Annotated in this window: 10 protein-coding genes; 4 read left to right on the forward strand and 6 right to left on the reverse strand. The window is 70.0% G+C overall.

Annotated features, from left to right (window positions below; all coding sequences use genetic code 11):
- Positions 1–687, forward strand: a complete 687-nt coding sequence (locus tag FHR37_RS20715) for a GntR family transcriptional regulator (protein WP_175542778.1) — start codon at positions 1–3, stop codon at positions 685–687.
- A gap of 63 nt (positions 688–750) precedes the next feature.
- Here FHR37_RS20715 and FHR37_RS20720 read toward each other — a convergent pair whose 3' ends face one another.
- Both FHR37_RS20720 and FHR37_RS20725 read right to left on the reverse strand, forming a co-directional pair.
- Entirely contained in the window at positions 751–6255 is a 5505-nt protein-coding gene (locus FHR37_RS20720) for an AAA domain-containing protein (protein WP_092888277.1), read from the reverse strand.
- A 66-nt stretch (positions 6256–6321) separates the two neighbouring features.
- Positions 6322–8076: a glycoside hydrolase family 3 protein gene (locus FHR37_RS20725; protein ID WP_202818345.1), complete on the reverse strand. Its 1755-nt coding sequence runs from the start codon at positions 8074–8076 to the stop codon at positions 6322–6324.
- A 237-nt stretch (positions 8077–8313) separates the two neighbouring features.
- On the opposite strand from FHR37_RS20725, the gene FHR37_RS20730 reads away from it, so the two are divergent.
- Positions 8314–8877: a hypothetical protein gene (locus FHR37_RS20730; RefSeq protein WP_092888274.1), complete on the forward strand. Its 564-nt coding sequence runs from the start codon at positions 8314–8316 to the stop codon at positions 8875–8877.
- A gap of 18 nt (positions 8878–8895) precedes the next feature.
- On the opposite strand, the gene FHR37_RS20735 is transcribed toward FHR37_RS20730, so the two are convergent.
- The 4 genes from FHR37_RS20735 to FHR37_RS20750 all read right to left on the reverse strand — a co-directional run bounded on the left by FHR37_RS20735 (position 8896) and on the right by FHR37_RS20750 (position 13379).
- A complete protein-coding gene (locus FHR37_RS20735) occupies positions 8896–9894 on the reverse strand; it encodes a hypothetical protein (RefSeq protein ID WP_092888271.1) in 999 nt (332 codons plus the stop codon).
- A gap of 60 nt (positions 9895–9954) precedes the next feature.
- The gene (locus FHR37_RS20740) at positions 9955–10824 is read right to left on the reverse strand and encodes a phytanoyl-CoA dioxygenase family protein (protein ID WP_092888268.1); all 870 of its coding nucleotides are present in this window, start codon (positions 10822–10824) and stop codon (positions 9955–9957) included.
- Between the two features lie 87 nt (positions 10825–10911).
- A complete protein-coding gene (locus tag FHR37_RS20745; protein ID WP_202818344.1) occupies positions 10912–12630 on the reverse strand; it encodes an alkaline phosphatase family protein in 1719 nt (572 codons plus the stop codon).
- The gene (locus FHR37_RS20750) at positions 12603–13379 is read right to left on the reverse strand and encodes a CDP-alcohol phosphatidyltransferase family protein (RefSeq protein WP_092888265.1); all 777 of its coding nucleotides are present in this window, start codon (positions 13377–13379) and stop codon (positions 12603–12605) included. Before FHR37_RS20750 ends, FHR37_RS20745 begins: the two co-directional genes overlap by 28 nt.
- A 165-nt stretch (positions 13380–13544) precedes the next feature.
- On the opposite strand from FHR37_RS20750, the gene FHR37_RS20755 reads away from it, so the two are divergent.
- Both FHR37_RS20755 and FHR37_RS20760 read left to right on the forward strand, forming a co-directional pair.
- Entirely contained in the window at positions 13545–14435 is an 891-nt protein-coding gene (locus FHR37_RS20755; RefSeq protein ID WP_202818343.1) for a hypothetical protein, read from the forward strand.
- The gene (locus tag FHR37_RS20760) at positions 14432–15442 is read left to right on the forward strand and encodes a lysylphosphatidylglycerol synthase transmembrane domain-containing protein (protein ID WP_092888262.1); all 1011 of its coding nucleotides are present in this window, start codon (positions 14432–14434) and stop codon (positions 15440–15442) included. Before FHR37_RS20755 ends, FHR37_RS20760 begins: the two co-directional genes overlap by 4 nt.
- Positions 15443–15712: the final 270 nt, after the last annotated feature.

Genomic DNA, 15712 nt, shown 5'->3' on the forward strand with positions numbered 1-15712 from the left:
GTGGTGCGCATACACCTGCTCGAACTGATCCGGGACAACCTCGAGCCGCACCAGAAGTTGCCGACGGAGCGGAGGTTGTCCGACGAGCTGGGAGTGAGCCGGCTGACCGTCCGCAGGGCGGTCGAGCAACTGGTGGACGAAGGTGAGGTCTACCGGATTCAGGGATCCGGCACCTATGTCGCCGAGCCGGCGATCCGCAAGCGGGAGTTGCTGACTTCGTTCAGCGACGACATGCGTTCCCGCGGGCTCACTCCTGGCGCGAAGCTGCTGAAGGCCGAGGAGACGGTGGCCGGTGCGCGGGAGAGCTGGCTGCTCGGCGTGAGTCCGGGTGAGCCGCTGGTGCATCTGCTGCGACTCCGGTCGGCCGGCTCGGTGCCGATGTGCCTGGAGGAGGTGTGGTTGCTGGCGAGGCTGGTGCCCGGCCTGCTGGCAACCCCGCTGGAGGATTCGCTGTACGAGACGCTACTCGCGCGGTATTCGATCACGCTCGACCGCACCCAGCAGCAGGTGCGGGCGACCGTCGTCGACAACGCGCAGGCGGCGCTGCTCGAGGTCCCCGCGCTGACCCCTGCGCTGTTGGTGGAGCGGGTGACCTATGACGTACGGGGGCGTGCGGTCGAGCTGGCCTGCTCGCTGTATCGCGGCGACCGGTACACCCTGGAACAGACCCTGCGCCGCAGCCAGTGAGAACACCGGGCTCGAATGGGGAGCTCATCGGCGAGGTGTCCCACACGTTCGTGAGCTCCCGCCTCAGCCGGCGAACGGCCGGTCCGGATGCTTTCGGTTGTAGGCCGCGATGACGTGTTCGGACAGGCGGCCGCGGTCGCTGACGGCCAGTCCGTTGCGGCGTGCCCAGGTGCGCACCTCGCTTGTCGTTGCAGCCACAGACTGACTGCCGTTGTCTTTCTCCTCAAGGGGTTTCTGGTTGCCCCTGTCGACCGCGCGAACCGCCGAATGCAGGCTGCCCTCGACCTGTTCGCGTCGGCTTGGACTGTTCAGAACATCTGCAGCGGTGGCGACGAGTTCCTCGTACGAGCGATGCTGCCCATCTGCGAGCACCCACCGGATGAGTGCCTGGAGTTCACCGCGCGTGTACAGCGAGATGGCGTAACCGGGTTGAAGCGGCGGGCTGGTGCGACCGGACTCCGCAGGTCGCGCCGTGTCATCGGGATCGCCCGGACCGCCGTCCTCGAGCCTGTCCCATCCCCCAGCACGGGCACGCAGGAGTCGGGTTACGCTGCGGAAGCGAGTGGCCGAGTCCGAGTCGGGCGGGAAGTACTGCACCAGACCGGGGCGGCAGCCAACAGCACCATCGAACGGAACGTCACGCCTGAGGTGTACCGCCTCGACCACCGCCTTGGCTTCGTACTCCCGAACCCAGCAGACGATGCGCGGCCCCGCTGCACCCAACCTCTCGACAAGGACATTGGCGCGGTACTTCCGCGCAAGCTCTGCATCAGGCGCGTGGTACCTGGCCCACCCGGTCACCTTGTGGTTCTTCCAGATCGGCACGTCACCGCGACCGCTGTACGCGTGGAGGGCGGACTCGGCTTCTTCCGGCCGCAACCAGGCGACATTCCTGAACCCCGCAGGGACGTCGTGGAACGGCGCTGCAGGTTGACTCCCGGTCGACGGCTGATCCTCGACAGCGGGGGAAAGGACCTCAGGCGATGGCTCGGCCGAGTCCGGCGCAACCTGCTGAACGGACGACTCTTCTGCCAATTCGGCCGCCGGCTCCGGCTCCGGCTCACCGCGGTGGCGACCTCCGGCCGACTCCGACTCCGACTCCCACTCCGACTCCGACTCCGACTCCGACTCCGACTCCGCGATCTCCGAGCCGGTCGGCTCCGGCTCGCTCACATCGCCGTAGGTCGGATCGTCCGTCGGCGCGTCGGCAACCGCCGGGATGATGCTCGCCCCGCGCAGGACACCCGCACCGGCAGAGGGCTCGTCCTCCGACACGGTGGGCTTGATCCTCAGTTCCTCGATCCGCTGCCAGAGAGGCTCCAGGGCCGCGTTCGGATCGCGGGCGAAGACGCTCCCTCTGATCCGGACGAAGACGCAGTTGCCGACGCGTTCCAGGACCGCCTGCCGCCTGATGTCGGCTTCCCACTGGTCGGGCCCGTGGTAGGGGTCGCCGTCGCACTCGATGGCCAGCCGTCTGCCACCCGGCGCCGGGAGAACGAAGTCGATCCGGTTGCGCCCGATGCGGAACTGCGGTTGTGGCCGGTAGCCGCGCAACAACATGGGGCGGAGCACCGCCCGCTCGAAGTCGCTCTCGCATCGCGCCTCGAGATCCTCGTAGGCGGCCTCGGCGACGTCGACGTTGCGGCAGTAGTCGAGCAGAAGCGCGCGGGCATCGTCGCTTCGCAGGTCGGACGGTTCGATGGAGTGGAACACCCACAGCTGGTTCTTCGCCCGCGAGGCGGCGACGTTGACCCTGCGGTGGAAGTCCCGCCTGGTGAACGCTGCCACCGCGCCGTTGTGCACCGACACCACCGTCGAGATCAGGACGACGTCTCGTTCGTCTCCCTGGAAGGTGTAGGAGTCACCGACCCGCAGGTCACGTCGCGCCATCTCCTCGGCGCCGATGGCTTCCCGGATCCGGTCCAGGAGGTAGAGCGCCTGCCCGCTGGTGCTCAGCAGACTGATCACACCGATCGTCTGGCCGCGGTACGCCGGGTCCGCCACGATCGCGGCGAGTCGTTCGACCAGGGCCTCAGCCTCAGGAACGTTCACCTCGCCGAACTTCGCGACCGTCTGCCGGATCCCTTCCGGTACGTGGACCGCGTTGACCGGATCGCCGATGCCGGCGGGGACGTCACTGCGCAGCGGCTCGATCGCGCCGTCGTAGTACGTACGGCTGGAGAAGTCGATGATCGCCGGCACGCAACGGAAGTGCTCGGTCAGCAAAATCCGCTGCGGTGACCGGCGTACGGCGTGGTCGTAGAGGCTCGACTCGTTGTCGAAGTGCTCTGCCGACGGCACGTCCCGCAGGTGTGCGTTGATCAGCCCCATCACACCGCCGACGAACGGCAGCTGGGGACCGATCTGCTGGTCGTCACCCACGACGACGGCCCGCGACCCGAGACTGAGCACCGGCAACGCGAACATGTCGGCCTGCGACGCCTCGTCGACGATGACGACGTCGAACTTCGCGCCGTTCGCGAACTGCTCGATGGCCCGGTCGACCGTCATCACCCACACGGGAACCGCGTCCACCGCCTGGGACATGGCCGACTGCGCGTGTGCCTGCCACATCGCGGCGTTCTTGCCCGTGCCCTTACCGATCTTGCGCAGCGAGGTCGCCCAGTCGGCGAGTGCCGCCCGGCGGCGGTCGTCCAGAGCCCGGGACACCTCCAGCCACGCGGACGCGACGACCACGTCCTGCGTCAGCCGGCGAATGCGTTCACGGGCCTGCTCGACCCGCCGGCCGAGGCTGTCCGGATCGACGCTTCCCACGGCTGCGTCGAACCAGGTCTGCGTCTGCCGCCATCCCCATCGCCGCAGACAGTCCGCGCCGGATCCCCGCAGTGCCGCGGCCGTACCGGAGTCGATCTCGGCTGCCCAGCTCGGCGCGACCGCCGCGAGCCGGGAACGCAACTGCTCGTAGCGCTGCACGTCGGGCCGCAGCGCTGCGAGCCGGCGCACCTCATCGACCGCGGCGTCCCAACGCGGCAGGTCCTGGTCGTTCCAGGCCAGATCGAGTACGCGCCACAGGTCGCTCGCGTTGTCCGTGGCAGCTCCGCGCTGCAGGTAGCTCGCCACCCCGCGTTCCTCGGCTGACAACCGGTCGTTGACGAAGACCTCCCGGCAGTCCCCGAGGAAGGCCGCGATGGCCCCGAGTGCGGCGGAGTCCACGGTCGTCGGTACCGACCGACTCAGCTGGACGATCCTCGACCGGAGCGCCGGCCAGGCCTGGCTGTTCCAGTTCGTCGCCTCGCTCGCCTGCGTGGCAAGCGTTCCTGCCCACATCTCCGGCTCCGTCGACGGGTCCGGCACGGGCCCGTCCAGGCGCTGCATCCACTCGGTCCACCGGCTACGAAGCTCCTGCCGCAACCGATCCCGATCGAGGTGGGCCAGTACAACATCGACCTCCTCCGGCGTTCGGAGTGGCCGGCCGTCGACGCGGCAGTCCTCGGCCAGTTTGTACTGCGCGGAGTGGAACAGCTTCTTCGGTGGCCTGCCGTCCGCCAGGCGCCCGCGGAGCTCGCGCAGCCGGTCCGGAAGCTGCCAGATCTCGGCGTGCTGCCGCTCAGCGATGGCCACCTCGTGCACACCGATGACCCGCCGGATCCCCATCAGGTCGTCGAGGAGCGTCTGGCACGCCGCCTGGTGGTCCTGCCACGACTGTTCCCAGTGCGCTTCGGAGACGAGGTTGGAAAGCCGCTCGGTCCAGCTGCCTTCCCGGGCGGCGAGGAGCCGGGCGGCCTCCTCCACGTCGGCGCGCAACTCTTCCACCGACGGTTGGCCGGCAGCTCGGACGGCACCGATGTCGACTCGCTGCTCGGACAGCCGGCGGACCACCTCGACCGCCTCCGCCAGCCGGACACGGTCGCGTCTCGCCGCGTCCGCCGAGGGCAGGTCTGCCGCGACGGGGAGCTCGCGGAGCGCCTGACGACGGTCCTCCTTCGCCAGCGACCCGGCCGAGTCCAGCAGGGTGGTGAACTCCTCGCCGGTGAGCGGGGCGGGCGTATCCGGCGACACCGCGTCGGGGATGTCTCCGTACGCCGCGGCGTCTCCGGCCAGCCAGGTTCCGACCTCCCTCGCCCCCAGCTCCACCCCGTCTATCTCGAAGGTCGCGGACTCGCCCTCGGCGATCGTCCGCAGGCCGTTCAGCGCCTGGCCGAGGTCGCGTTCGGCCTGCTCCAGGCTCTTCACCAGCCGGTCCCGCTCGAGCTGGGCGGCATGCTGGTCGAGCGTGGACGCACGGTCGGACAGCTCCCGCGCGGCGAGCTGAAGCTGGGTGAGCTGGTCACTGGACCGGCCGAGGACCGCCAGGCACAGCGCCTGGACCTCCTCCGGCAGCCCGTCCCGAAGGACCCGCAGCGGGTCCTCCTTCTGCGCCACCACCAGCACGCGCTTGCCGTTCGCCATCAGATGGCAGATCAGGTTACGGATGGTGTGCGTCTTGCCGGTCCCCGGCGGGCCCTGCACCGCGACGCTCCGGTGCATCGCGAGTCGGCGCGCGATCGACTCCTGCGCCTCGTTCGTCGGAAGTGGCATCAGCAGCCGCTCACCGACCGCTCGCCATGCCTCCGGCCGGTCCGCGGGCATCTGCAGTCGGCTGGGCTCGTGTGCCAGGACGGACGCGAGCGAGCCGATCGTCTCGGTGCTCCCGTCCAGCAGCCGGTCCCTGAACGCCTCGAGGAAGCGACGCAGCAACCGCTGACGGGGACGTACGAACAACACACCCGTGTCGTGGATGTGGGGTACGCCAGGGTCGGGTGCCCCCGCCTCACGGATGACAGGATCCAGGCCCATCCGGCTCATCGCGCGCTCGAACAGCTCACGGCGTTCCAGCTCGTCCCATACGTCGACCTCGACCAGCCCACCAGGCTGCGCCAGGTCGAGGAGATGGCGAAGATGCTGCTCCGGCATTCCGCTCAGCGGATCCACCTGCAACCGGGCCGGGCCGGACGGTACGACGCTGACGGCGGGCTGCTCCGGGTCGTACTCGATCGTGACCGGGCTCGCCACCAGCGGATAACGGACGCGGTGTTCCCCGACCCGCAGCTCCAGGATCCCGTGGCCCCAGACGAGCTCCTCGGTCGCGGTCTGCATGTCCAGCAGGTGCTGCAGGTCGAAGAGGGTGCGATGGAGCTCGCGTACACGCTCGATCGTGGTCGCCTCGTCGGCCCAACGCCGCCACTCGTTGTCCCGCCACCACCCGAACCGGGATCTGATGACCTCGAGGTCGTGGTCCTCGGTGAGGGCGTCGCGGTCGAGTTCCGGCTCGACGTCCGCGTGCTGATCCGCGACGAACGGCCGCAGATCACGGGGAACCTTCGGAGGCTCCGGGAGTGCGGGCATCCCGACCCGCAACCAGTCCGCATCCTCCGATCCACGGCCGAGCTGGACCAGAGGATGCGTGGGAAGGTCGGCCTGCCAGAACGCGTGCGCCGACGGGACCGCCCGGGTGGGCTTCTCGATCTGCGCGCGTACTGCCAGGAGGTACTCCGCCAACGAGACCGCTCGACCGCGCACGAGCTCCGGCGTTTCACCACCGCTGTGCGTCGACTGGTCCGCCGTCATAGCCTCTCCCCCAGATTGCCGGCAGTCAGGATAGAGCCCCCGCCATCAACCCGTCGTCAACGCGGGTCAGAGGGTCAGTCCGTGGCCGAACCTGAACAGTGGCTCAGCGGTGTCGAACGGTACGTCGCTGCGGCTGTCCTCCACCGCCCGCGTCGACGAGGGCAGGTCGAACGGCAGCCGGCCCTCCGGCCTGACGTCGCCGAAGAGCACGTCGAGCAGCGCCCGCGCGTTCGTGCCGTAGGTGGCGACGACGGCCGCGGCCTGGTCGGCGATCTCCGGGATCACCGCGGCGCGTTCGAGGTGGAGGTCCACCACGGTCGGCACTGAGGCGTAGACGGCCGCTTGGCGGGCCTTCTCGGCCTCGTCGAACTCCAGCGACCCCGCGTGGAACATCGCCTCGAACCCACCCGGACGTGGCTCGAACGGCGTACCCAACCGGAGCAACGCCACGTCCGCCTCAGCCGGCGTGTCGACCACCGTCGCGAACGGCGCCACGACCTCGGCGTCGATCCCCTCGACGTACAGCCGGATTCCCTTGCGCAGCGGGAGAATCTGCTCCTGGTTGGTCAGCACGGTGACCGAACGCCGCTGCACGTCCTCACCGCGCGCGACGAAGGCCGGCCTGCCGACGACGCCCGCCACCGCGTCGACGTCCACGAACGGGTCGTCGAACAGGCCGAGCCGGAACTTCTCCCGCAGCAACCGGCGTACGGACACGTCGATCCGGTCGACGCTCACCAGCCCCTTCTCGACCGCCTCGACCACGAGCTCCGGCCGGCTCTCGCCGCCGAACTGGTCGCAGCCCGCGTCGACGATCTTCACGACCCGTTCGAGCTCGCTCAGGTGCTCACATCCCCAGGCGCGGGCGGGCATCGGCTGCCCCATGATCTCGGCATCGGTGACCAGTCCCCAGTCGGTGCACACGATGCCGTCGAAGCCGAGCCGCTCGCGCAGGATGCCGGTGACGACGCCCTTGTTGAACGCGAATCCGACCTCCTCGTACTCCGTGCCGACCGGCATGCCGTAGTACGGCATCACCTGGGAGGTGCCGGCTGCCAGCGCTGCCAAGAACGGCTTGACGTGGTAGTCGAAGTTGCCGCCCGGGTAGACCTGCTCGCGTCCGTAGGCGAAGTGCGGATCCTCCCCGTCCAGCTGCGGCCCGCCGCCCGGGAAGTGCTTGGTCATCGTCGAGACGCTGCCGGGGCCGATCGTCGCGCCGCCCTGGAAACCCCTGACGTACGCCGCGACGAGTTCACCCGACAGGTCGGCGTCCTCACCGAACGTGCCGGAAACCCGCGACCACCGGGGCTCGGTGGCCAGGTCGACCTGTGGGTGCAGCGCGACCCGGAAGCCGACCGCGGTGTACTCCTGGCGGGCGATGTCGGCGAACTCCTCCACCAGCTCGGCTGAACGAAGTGCGGCGAAGCCGAGCGTCTCGGGCCACTGGCTGAACGCCGTTGCCCTGAAGGCCGTACCGACATTCTCGGTGAAGTGGTGGCGAGGATCGGTGGAGAGCGAGACCGGGATGCCGAGCCGGGTTTGCCGGGCAGCATCCTGGAGTCGGTTGTGCCACTCAGCCACCTGCCGCGGGTCGTCCACCGAACCCAGCAGGTTGAAGTGGTTGAGGGACTGGTCGGCTACGAGCTGCTGCGTACCGGGCAGCCCCGGCGGGTCGCCGGCCACCGCCAGCCGGCCGCCGGGCCCCATCGCCACCATGGGCTGGAACATCAGCCCGGCCTTCTCCGGCAACGTCATCCGGGCCAGCAGATCCTGCACCCGGTCATCGACGGTGCGGGCAGGGTCACGGTAGGTCTCGGTCACCAGGCTCTCCTCTCGACGGGGAGTACGAACGGCAGTGTTCCGTACCCCGGCCCCACCGGTGCGATCTTGGGACACGCACAGCGCCGCGGTTTGCGTGGTCGCCCGCGATGCAGTATCCAATACCGGACATTACGACCTTTCCACCCAGGATCGGCGAGGTTCGAGCGGGGGACGTCCCGGCCCTGGGCGACCAAGGAGATCATCATCTCTACGCACCAGTCGTACACCACAGGCCACATGGCGACCCGCGAGGACCTGGCGGCCCGGCAGATACCGCAGTCCGACCCGGCCATGCCGGTGGTGCAGCACCGGACGGCCGGAGTTCACTGGCCGCAGTACGTCAACAACCACCGGCTCGTCGGCGGACTCGTGGCGGGGTTCGCGGCCCTCCACATCGCCGACATGATCGGCTACTGGCTGCCCGGCGTCGGCCTGCCGAAGCTGGACTTCGCCTTCTTCAACGGCTCCCTCCTCATGCCCAAGGTGCCCGGCGCACCGCAGTGGTTCGAGGGGCACATCTTCCACACCCTGAACGGCCTGGTGTTCGCGCTCGGCTACGCCCTGCTGATCTTTCCGCTGATGGGCAAGACCCTGACGACCGCGCGCAACGTCGCCCGCGGAGTCGCCATGGGTATGACCCTGGCAACACTGAGTTGCCTGTGGTGGATCCCCACTCAGTTCCCGGCGCTGCACGCGGGCTTCATGTCGCACAATCTCGGCTGGAATCTCGTTCTCGCCGTCTACGTGTGGCACCTCGCCTGGTCACTGGCCATCGGCTTCTTCTTCAACCCGCAGGACTGAACGCCTCACCCACGACGGTCACCCGGCTGCCGGTCGAGGGTCCAGCCGGCCGGCGCCACCCGCGCGCAGGTGTGCCAGCAGGCCCTCGCCGGCAGCCGGATCGGCCTCCGACCGCAGTGTCAACCAGCGCTTGCCGGAGTCGGCGGACGCGAGACCTCCACCGAGCACCAGCGAGTCGGTGACGGTCTCGGCCAGCAGGCGCACCTCGGGTTCGCTCCCGCCGGCCTCGGCCACCTTCGTACGCTCGATCGGCGCCGCCCAGATCAGCCGGCTCTCCACGACCACGAGCCGGCGCTGGGTGACCAGCACCGTGACCGGGCGACCGGCATGACACACCAGTTCGGCGGCGAACCCGATCCGCTCGTCATCCTCCATGAACGTCGCGAGCGCACGGTCGACCACCTCGGTCGGCAGCGGATCGGCGGGCGCGGCTCTGCCCGGCCCGGCTTCGCGCGGCCCGGCTTCGTGTGGCGCGGCTTCGCGTGGCGCGCCTTCGCCCGGTGCGGATTCGTGCGGCGCGGCCGGCGGCGTTGCGTCGCCTTCCCAGCTCGTGTCGACCGTGGGCAGGGCGCCCATGGCCCGGGCCGCGTCCAGCAGCGTGGGGAAGAAGTCGTGGAACGCCGCCGCGTCACGGATCCGCATGGTCGTGGTGAGCTCACCGCCCGACGGCCCGCCGGGCGTCCTCGCCGTGACGGCGAAATCACCGAGGCTGGGCTCGGGCGGTTTACCGACGAAGACGACGTACGGAAGGGCCACCGCGGTCACGCGCTCACGGGACTCGAACACGACGCGCTGGTCGGTGACGAAGGCAAAGCCCGCGGCGTTTCCCTCGTGCGGGAAGCGCACGGCAACGCGCGCACGCGGCCGCTCCCCCGGCCGCATCACCGACTTCAGCAACAGCCAGTCACGCGACTCCGCGGCGACGGCGCGACCACGCTGGGTCGCCGCCCGGACGTGGAGATCCTCCAGGGCGCGGTCGCCGACCGTGATGCTGACTGACTTCTTCCGGAGACGCACGAGGCCGCAGATTAGCCGTACTCGGACGACCTCTCAAACCGGGCAAAGAGGACGGGCGCGTCACCGGCCCCATGGCCAGCTGTCGCCGCCGCCCAGCAAGGGGCGCTGGTGTTCGGGGAGCGAGGCGACGAACTCGGGGCTGGGCTCGTTGCCGGGCCAGACCCGCATCATCGGCGGCGTGTACCCACAGATCATCACCGCTCGCTCACGGTCGCCGCGAACGGCGGTGCTGCTGTGGACGAGCGACTCGGCGAAGAGCAGCACCGACCCCGCGCTCGCCTCGACCTGGTGGATGAGCCGGTCGTCCTCGCGAGCCGCGTCGATGATGTCCTGCTCCGGCCAGCCGAGTCGGTGGCTGCCCGGAATCACCGCCGTACCCCCGTCGTCGGGACCGACGTCGGTGAGGTACGCCAGGGTCTTCACGAACAGGCAGTGGAAGTGGTGGTCGGCGGAGTACGTCCCCCACCCGTGCCGGGCGCCGGTGTGAAATCCCAGCGGCTGCACGCGGTTCCTCGAGCCCGAGGCCGGCCCGGGCTCATCCGGCGCTTCGGGGTCGCGGCGGTTGATGATCGCCTCGGACTCCTCCAGGCGCACTCGTCCGCCGACAAGCTCCTCGACGAGCGGCACCAGCGCCGGGTGCGCGGCGTAGTCCAGCAGTGCCTGGTCGTACTCGACCAGGTGACCGATGCTGAGGAAGTGCGCACTGCGGCTGTTCACATAGACGCCGCGGGCGGCCAGGTCCGGCTCCGCCTTCAGCCGATAGAGGGCGTCCTTGATGCGCGCGATCTCGTGCTGGGTAAGGACGTTCTCCAGCAGTACGAAGCCGTACACGTCGAGGTGCAGCCGCTGCGCGGGAGTCAGCCGAGGCCGCTCCGCCGCGTCGCCGACCGAGGGCTGCTCGTCGGTTGCCTTCTGCGGCGTTGTCGTCATCGGCGGCACCTCCAGTACGCGAGAATCTCAAGACAGCGGGCTCATTCTGGCGCACACCCACCGCGCTCCCGGCCGGCACCCGCGGCGTCAGTGGGCAGGCCGAGCCGGCGCGGCAGCGAGTCCGGGTCCGGATCCGGATCCGTACGCGGTCAGGAACCTGCTGCGGAAGGTGTCCATCCGCCAGACCGGAGCCGTTGGGCTCGGGTCGAGTCCGTTCTGCCAACCCCAGTGGGAGATTCGGGCCATGACGGCCGGGTCGTGGGCGACGATCGCGATCGGCACGTCCCGGTTGGAAGAGTGCCGGGTGACCGTCGGGTTGGGCTGGTGGTCGCCGAGGAACACGAGCACGGTGTTCTTGTCGCCGTACTTCTCCACGTACGTGAGGAGACTGGTCAGCGAGTAGCCGATCGAGCGGGCGTACTCGGTGCGTACCTGGTCGGCGTTCTTCCATACCTGCTTGGGATTCCTGCCCACCTTGTGGATGGCGTCGTAGACCGAGCCGTCGCCCACCTCGTCCCAGCCGACCATTGACGGCAGAGGTGCCCACGGATTGTGGCTGGACGTCAGGACGACCTCGGCCATCAACGGCCCGCGGTGCTTCCGGCCGTGCTCGAGGCGTTCGAACGCGGACAGGGTGTACTGGTCGGGCATGGTCGACCAGCTGAACGCGGGACCCTTGTAGCCAAGCGACTTCGCGTCGTAGAGCTTGTCGAAGTGGTAGAACTTCCCATCCGGCCAGGCGCGGGTCGTTCCCGGCAGGACGCCGACATCACGCCAGGCTCCGGTGCGCTGGAAGGCGCCGGTGAGGGTCAGGCGGTCGCTGGACGCGGTGACCGTCCGATAGCGCTGCTGGTTGTTGATCCAGAGTCCGGACATGAAGGTGGAGTGGGCCAGCCAGCTGTCGGCCCCGGTCGTCGACGAGGTGAGGAAGGCGCTCCGCGAGGAGAAGCCCGCTGCCCGCAACCGCTTCGTACCCTCCGCGAGCGTCGCGTCCACCCGCGGTGAGATCTGCGGGTCCTCGACCGCGACCCGGCCGTAGCTCTCGACGAACGCGAAGATGACGTCCTTGCCCCGCAACGCGGTGAGCATCCGGTCCGGCGGGGTGTGGGCGGCGTAGGAGTCGACGCTCGCCTCCCTGGCGAACGCCTGCTCGTCCCGCAGTGTCGCCACGACCAGGTGGGCGCGGCTGTGGACGAGTTCTGCGGCGCTGACGGTCGCGACCGGCGCGCCCGCGACCTGGACACCTGCCATCACGCAGACCATCCAGGCGGTGCCGAGGACCAGGGCCGTACGGGTCGCGGCCGTCCGGTGGCCGGCCGGGAGATCGACGAGCCGCACCATCGCCAGCGCCAGGACGGTGGGGATGCCCAGGGCGAGGAGGACCGCGGCGACCACGGCACCGACCGCCGCGGCGTCGCCGGCGGTGTCCCTCACGAAGCCGACAGCGTCGGCGAACAGGCCCCAGTCGAGCACCGGGTTGAAGGATCGTTGCAGAACGGCGTCGAAGCCCATGTCCAGGAGCTTCACCAACGTCAGCAGGCCGAGGCCGACACCCGCCAGCATCGCAGCGACCCGCCTCCCCTTCCTCGGCAGCGCGAGCAGGAGGGCGGCACCGAAGATCGCCTCCAACGGGATGCGTACGAAGGTGGTCGGCCGCAGCTCCCACAGGTGTCTCGGCAGCAACAGGCAGCCGAGCACCAGCAGGGCGGCGAGCGCGCTGGTCGTCCAGCCGGCGGCCCGCCGCGTGCGTACGAAGATCGACAATCCGGTGCCCTTCCTCACGAACGCCCGTGCTGCCACTGCCACCAGACGGACTCGCCGAACGACCAGACGAGGAGGGCCAGCGCCCCGGCCACCACACCCACCTCGACCGGTCCGGGAAGGAGGTGGGCGCTCACCACGACGAGGGCGACACCCTGGATGGCGGCGATCACCTTGCGGACGTACTTCGGCGGTATCGGCGAACGCAGCCAGGGCAGCACCCAGCCTGCCGCCACGTAGGCGTACCGCATGGCTCCGATCGCCAGCACCCACGCACCGAGGGACCTGGCGACGAAGACGCTGAGAACCAGGATGAGGAAGGCGTCCGACTCCATGTCGAAACGCGCGCCGAAGTCCGTCACGGTGCCGGTCCGGCGGGCGACCCTGCCGTCGACGGAGTCGAGCACCAGGGCGACCGAGGCGATGACGATCATCACGGCCGGCGCGGGTACCCACAGCCTGTCGGTCAGGCTGCCGCCCAGCCGGTCGGCCACGAGTGCCGTCACGGCGCCGATCAGGACGAGCCGGGTGAGGGTCACCCGGTCGGCGGGCGTCCACGTGCGGCTGGGCGTACTCCTGAACCCGGCGACCAGGAACCCCGCGGCGCCGATGATGAAGCCGAGCCCCGCGAGCCGGCCCACGAGGCCGAGGCCGGGGTGGAGCCACAGCAGGACGAGCACCGCGACCTCGGCCACGGCCGCGACGGCGAGATCCCGGCGGAACGCCCGGGTCGGCGTGACCGGGCGACCGGCACGGGGGCCGGCGAACCGCCGCGTGACACCGATATCGCCCATCTCGATCTTGAACCATCCTGCTCGACTCGCGAACCCGACCGGTCCGCCTCCTTCATGCCTGCCCCGACAAGGGACACGAGGTAACCGGGGAGATGGTTCAAAGTAAAGGTCGAGCGCCTGGAGGCCTTCTGCGGGTTCGGCATCACGCCGTGGCATCCTGTCGCCGTGGCAGGCGACCTCGCGGCGGATGGCCCACGTCCTGGAACTGCTCGCTGGGGAGCCCGGCTGAGCACGGCCGGGCAGTCGAAGGTCGCTCCGGAGTGGCTCGCCCTGCGCGAGCGCGCCGACGCCGACGCCCGCGCCACGGCCCTGGTCGACGCGCTCAGGGAGCGGCTGAGTCGGGTCGGCCACCTCGTGATTCGTGACCTCGGCTCCGGGACCGGAGGGCTGCCGCGGTGGCTGGCCGGCCGGCTGCCCGGGCCGCAGCACTGGGTCCTCCATGATCACGACTCGGAGCTGCTCGCCCGGGCGACGGCGGAGGTCACCGGGACCGATGCCGACGGCACTCCCCTGATCGTCGGGTCGTCCGTCGGAGATCTCACCGCGCTGGAGCCTGCCGACCTCGCGGGTACGTCCCTGGTGACCGCGTCGGCGCTGCTCGACCTGCTCACGGCCGAGGAGGTCGACCGGCTCGCCGCCGCCTGTGTGGGTGCCGGGTGCGCCGTGCTGTTCACGATCTCCGTGACGGGCTCGGTACACCTCGACCCGGCCGATCCCCTCGACAGCGAGCTCGCCGCCGCCTTCGACGACCACCAACGGCGCGACGTCGGCGGCCGCCGGCTGCTGGGACCCGACGCCGTCGCCTTCACCGTCGAGGCGTTCGAGCGCCGCGGATTCGTCGTACGCCTGGAGCCGAGCCCGTGGCGGCGCGGGCCGGACCAGGCGCCGCTCGCCGAGGAATGGCTGCGCGGCTGGGTCGAGGCGGCCTGCGCACAGCGGCCGGACCTCGCCCCACATGCCGAGGCGTACGTCGCCGCGCGGCTCGCCTCCTGTGCCCGAGGCGACCTGTACGTCACGGTCGGCCACGCCGACCTGCTCGCGGTGCCGTCGCCATGACGCCCCAGCTTGCGCAGAGCACGCCGGTCGCACCGGGCCCGTCGGTCGCGCCGACTCCGCCGGTCACTTCGATCGGACGGCGGGTGTGGACGTGGCTCCGCCCGCTCGTCGGCATCGGCATCCTGGCTGTCCTCGTCCGGCGATTCGGCACCGGACCGTTCGTCGCCGGTCTACGTGGGGTCGACGTCTGGTCGGTGCTCGCCGCCCTCGGAATCGGCATGTGCACAACGGTTCTCGGCGCCTGGCGATGGTGCGTCGTCGCGCGCGGTCTCGGTCTGCCGTTGTCGTTGCGGCAGGCCGTCGCCGACTGCTACCGGGCGATCCTGCTCAACTCGGTGCTGCCTGCCGGCGTCCTCGGCGACGTGCACCGGGCGGTCAGCCATGGCCGGCAGTCCGGTGACCTCGGCCGGGGAGTGCGGGCAGTGGTCCTCGAGCGCACCGCCGGTCAGGTCGTACTCGCGGCCGTCGGAATCGGCGTTCTCCTCACCCAGTCGGGGATGCTCGCAGCCGCGACGGGCACCTTGCCCTTGTCGGATTGGTGGATCGCCGCCGTCGGCCTCGGCCTGCTCGGGGTCCTGCCGGCACTCGCCGCCTGGGCGCGGTGGGGAACGTCAACCTCGGCTTGGCGCCGTGCCGTACGTACCGCCGCGGTCGTACGCGCCGGCCTGCTGTCGAAGCACACCACGCCGGCCGTCGTCGCCCTGTCGGTCGGGACCCTCGTCGGGCACGTCTGCATGTTCGTGGTTGCCGCCCGGGTCTCGGAGTCGCCGGTGCCGCTCGGCCGTCTCGTCCCGATCGCCGTACTGGCGTTGATGGTGATGGGCCTGCCGCTCAACGTCGGTGGCTGGGGTCCTCGGGAAGCCTTTCTGGCATTGGCTTTCGGGGCCGTCGGCCTCGGCGCCCGTCAGGGTGTGGCCATCTCCGTCGCGTACGGCGTCCTCACCCTCATCGCCTGTCTTCCCGGCATCGCCGTGCTCTTCGCCCGCCGGCCTCACGCTGGGACCTGAGCAGCTCCACGTCTGACGCTTCGGGCTGGTCGTCGTACGCAATTCGGTCCTAAACGGACAGCCCGGCTTCGACGGGCTTCAATTGGCGATGTCCGGTTCGACCGGAACTCTTGCCAAACGCCTCGAATGCGATGCACTATCTGCTCGCGCACGACCCGAAGGACCAACAGGTCCTCAGGGCCGGTTGCACGGGGGGTTCTTCGCGTTGAGAGATCCAGCGCTCCCTGTCCCTTCGTTCTCCGGCCGCATGTCGCCGCGCCAGTACGAAGG

It is taken from the genome of Actinopolymorpha cephalotaxi (assembly GCF_013408535.1).
In the GTDB taxonomy this organism is placed as follows: Bacteria; Actinomycetota; Actinomycetes; order Propionibacteriales; family Actinopolymorphaceae; genus Actinopolymorpha; species Actinopolymorpha cephalotaxi.

What these genes read in the sequence shown, in the direction of transcription:
- FHR37_RS20720 (WP_092888277.1), bottom strand. Translation starts at nt 6,255, where the DNA reads ATGACGGCGGACCAGTCGACGCACAGCGGTGGTGAAACGCCGGAGCTC.
- FHR37_RS20730 (WP_092888274.1), top strand. Translation starts at nt 8,314, where the DNA reads ATGGCGACCCGCGAGGACCTGGCGGCCCGGCAGATACCGCAGTCCGAC.
- FHR37_RS20740 (WP_092888268.1), bottom strand. Translation starts at nt 10,824, where the DNA reads ATGACGACAACGCCGCAGAAGGCAACCGACGAGCAGCCCTCGGTCGGC.
- FHR37_RS20750 (WP_092888265.1), bottom strand. Translation starts at nt 13,379, where the DNA reads ATGGGCGATATCGGTGTCACGCGGCGGTTCGCCGGCCCCCGTGCCGGT.
- FHR37_RS20760 (WP_092888262.1), top strand. Translation starts at nt 14,432, where the DNA reads ATGACGCCCCAGCTTGCGCAGAGCACGCCGGTCGCACCGGGCCCGTCG.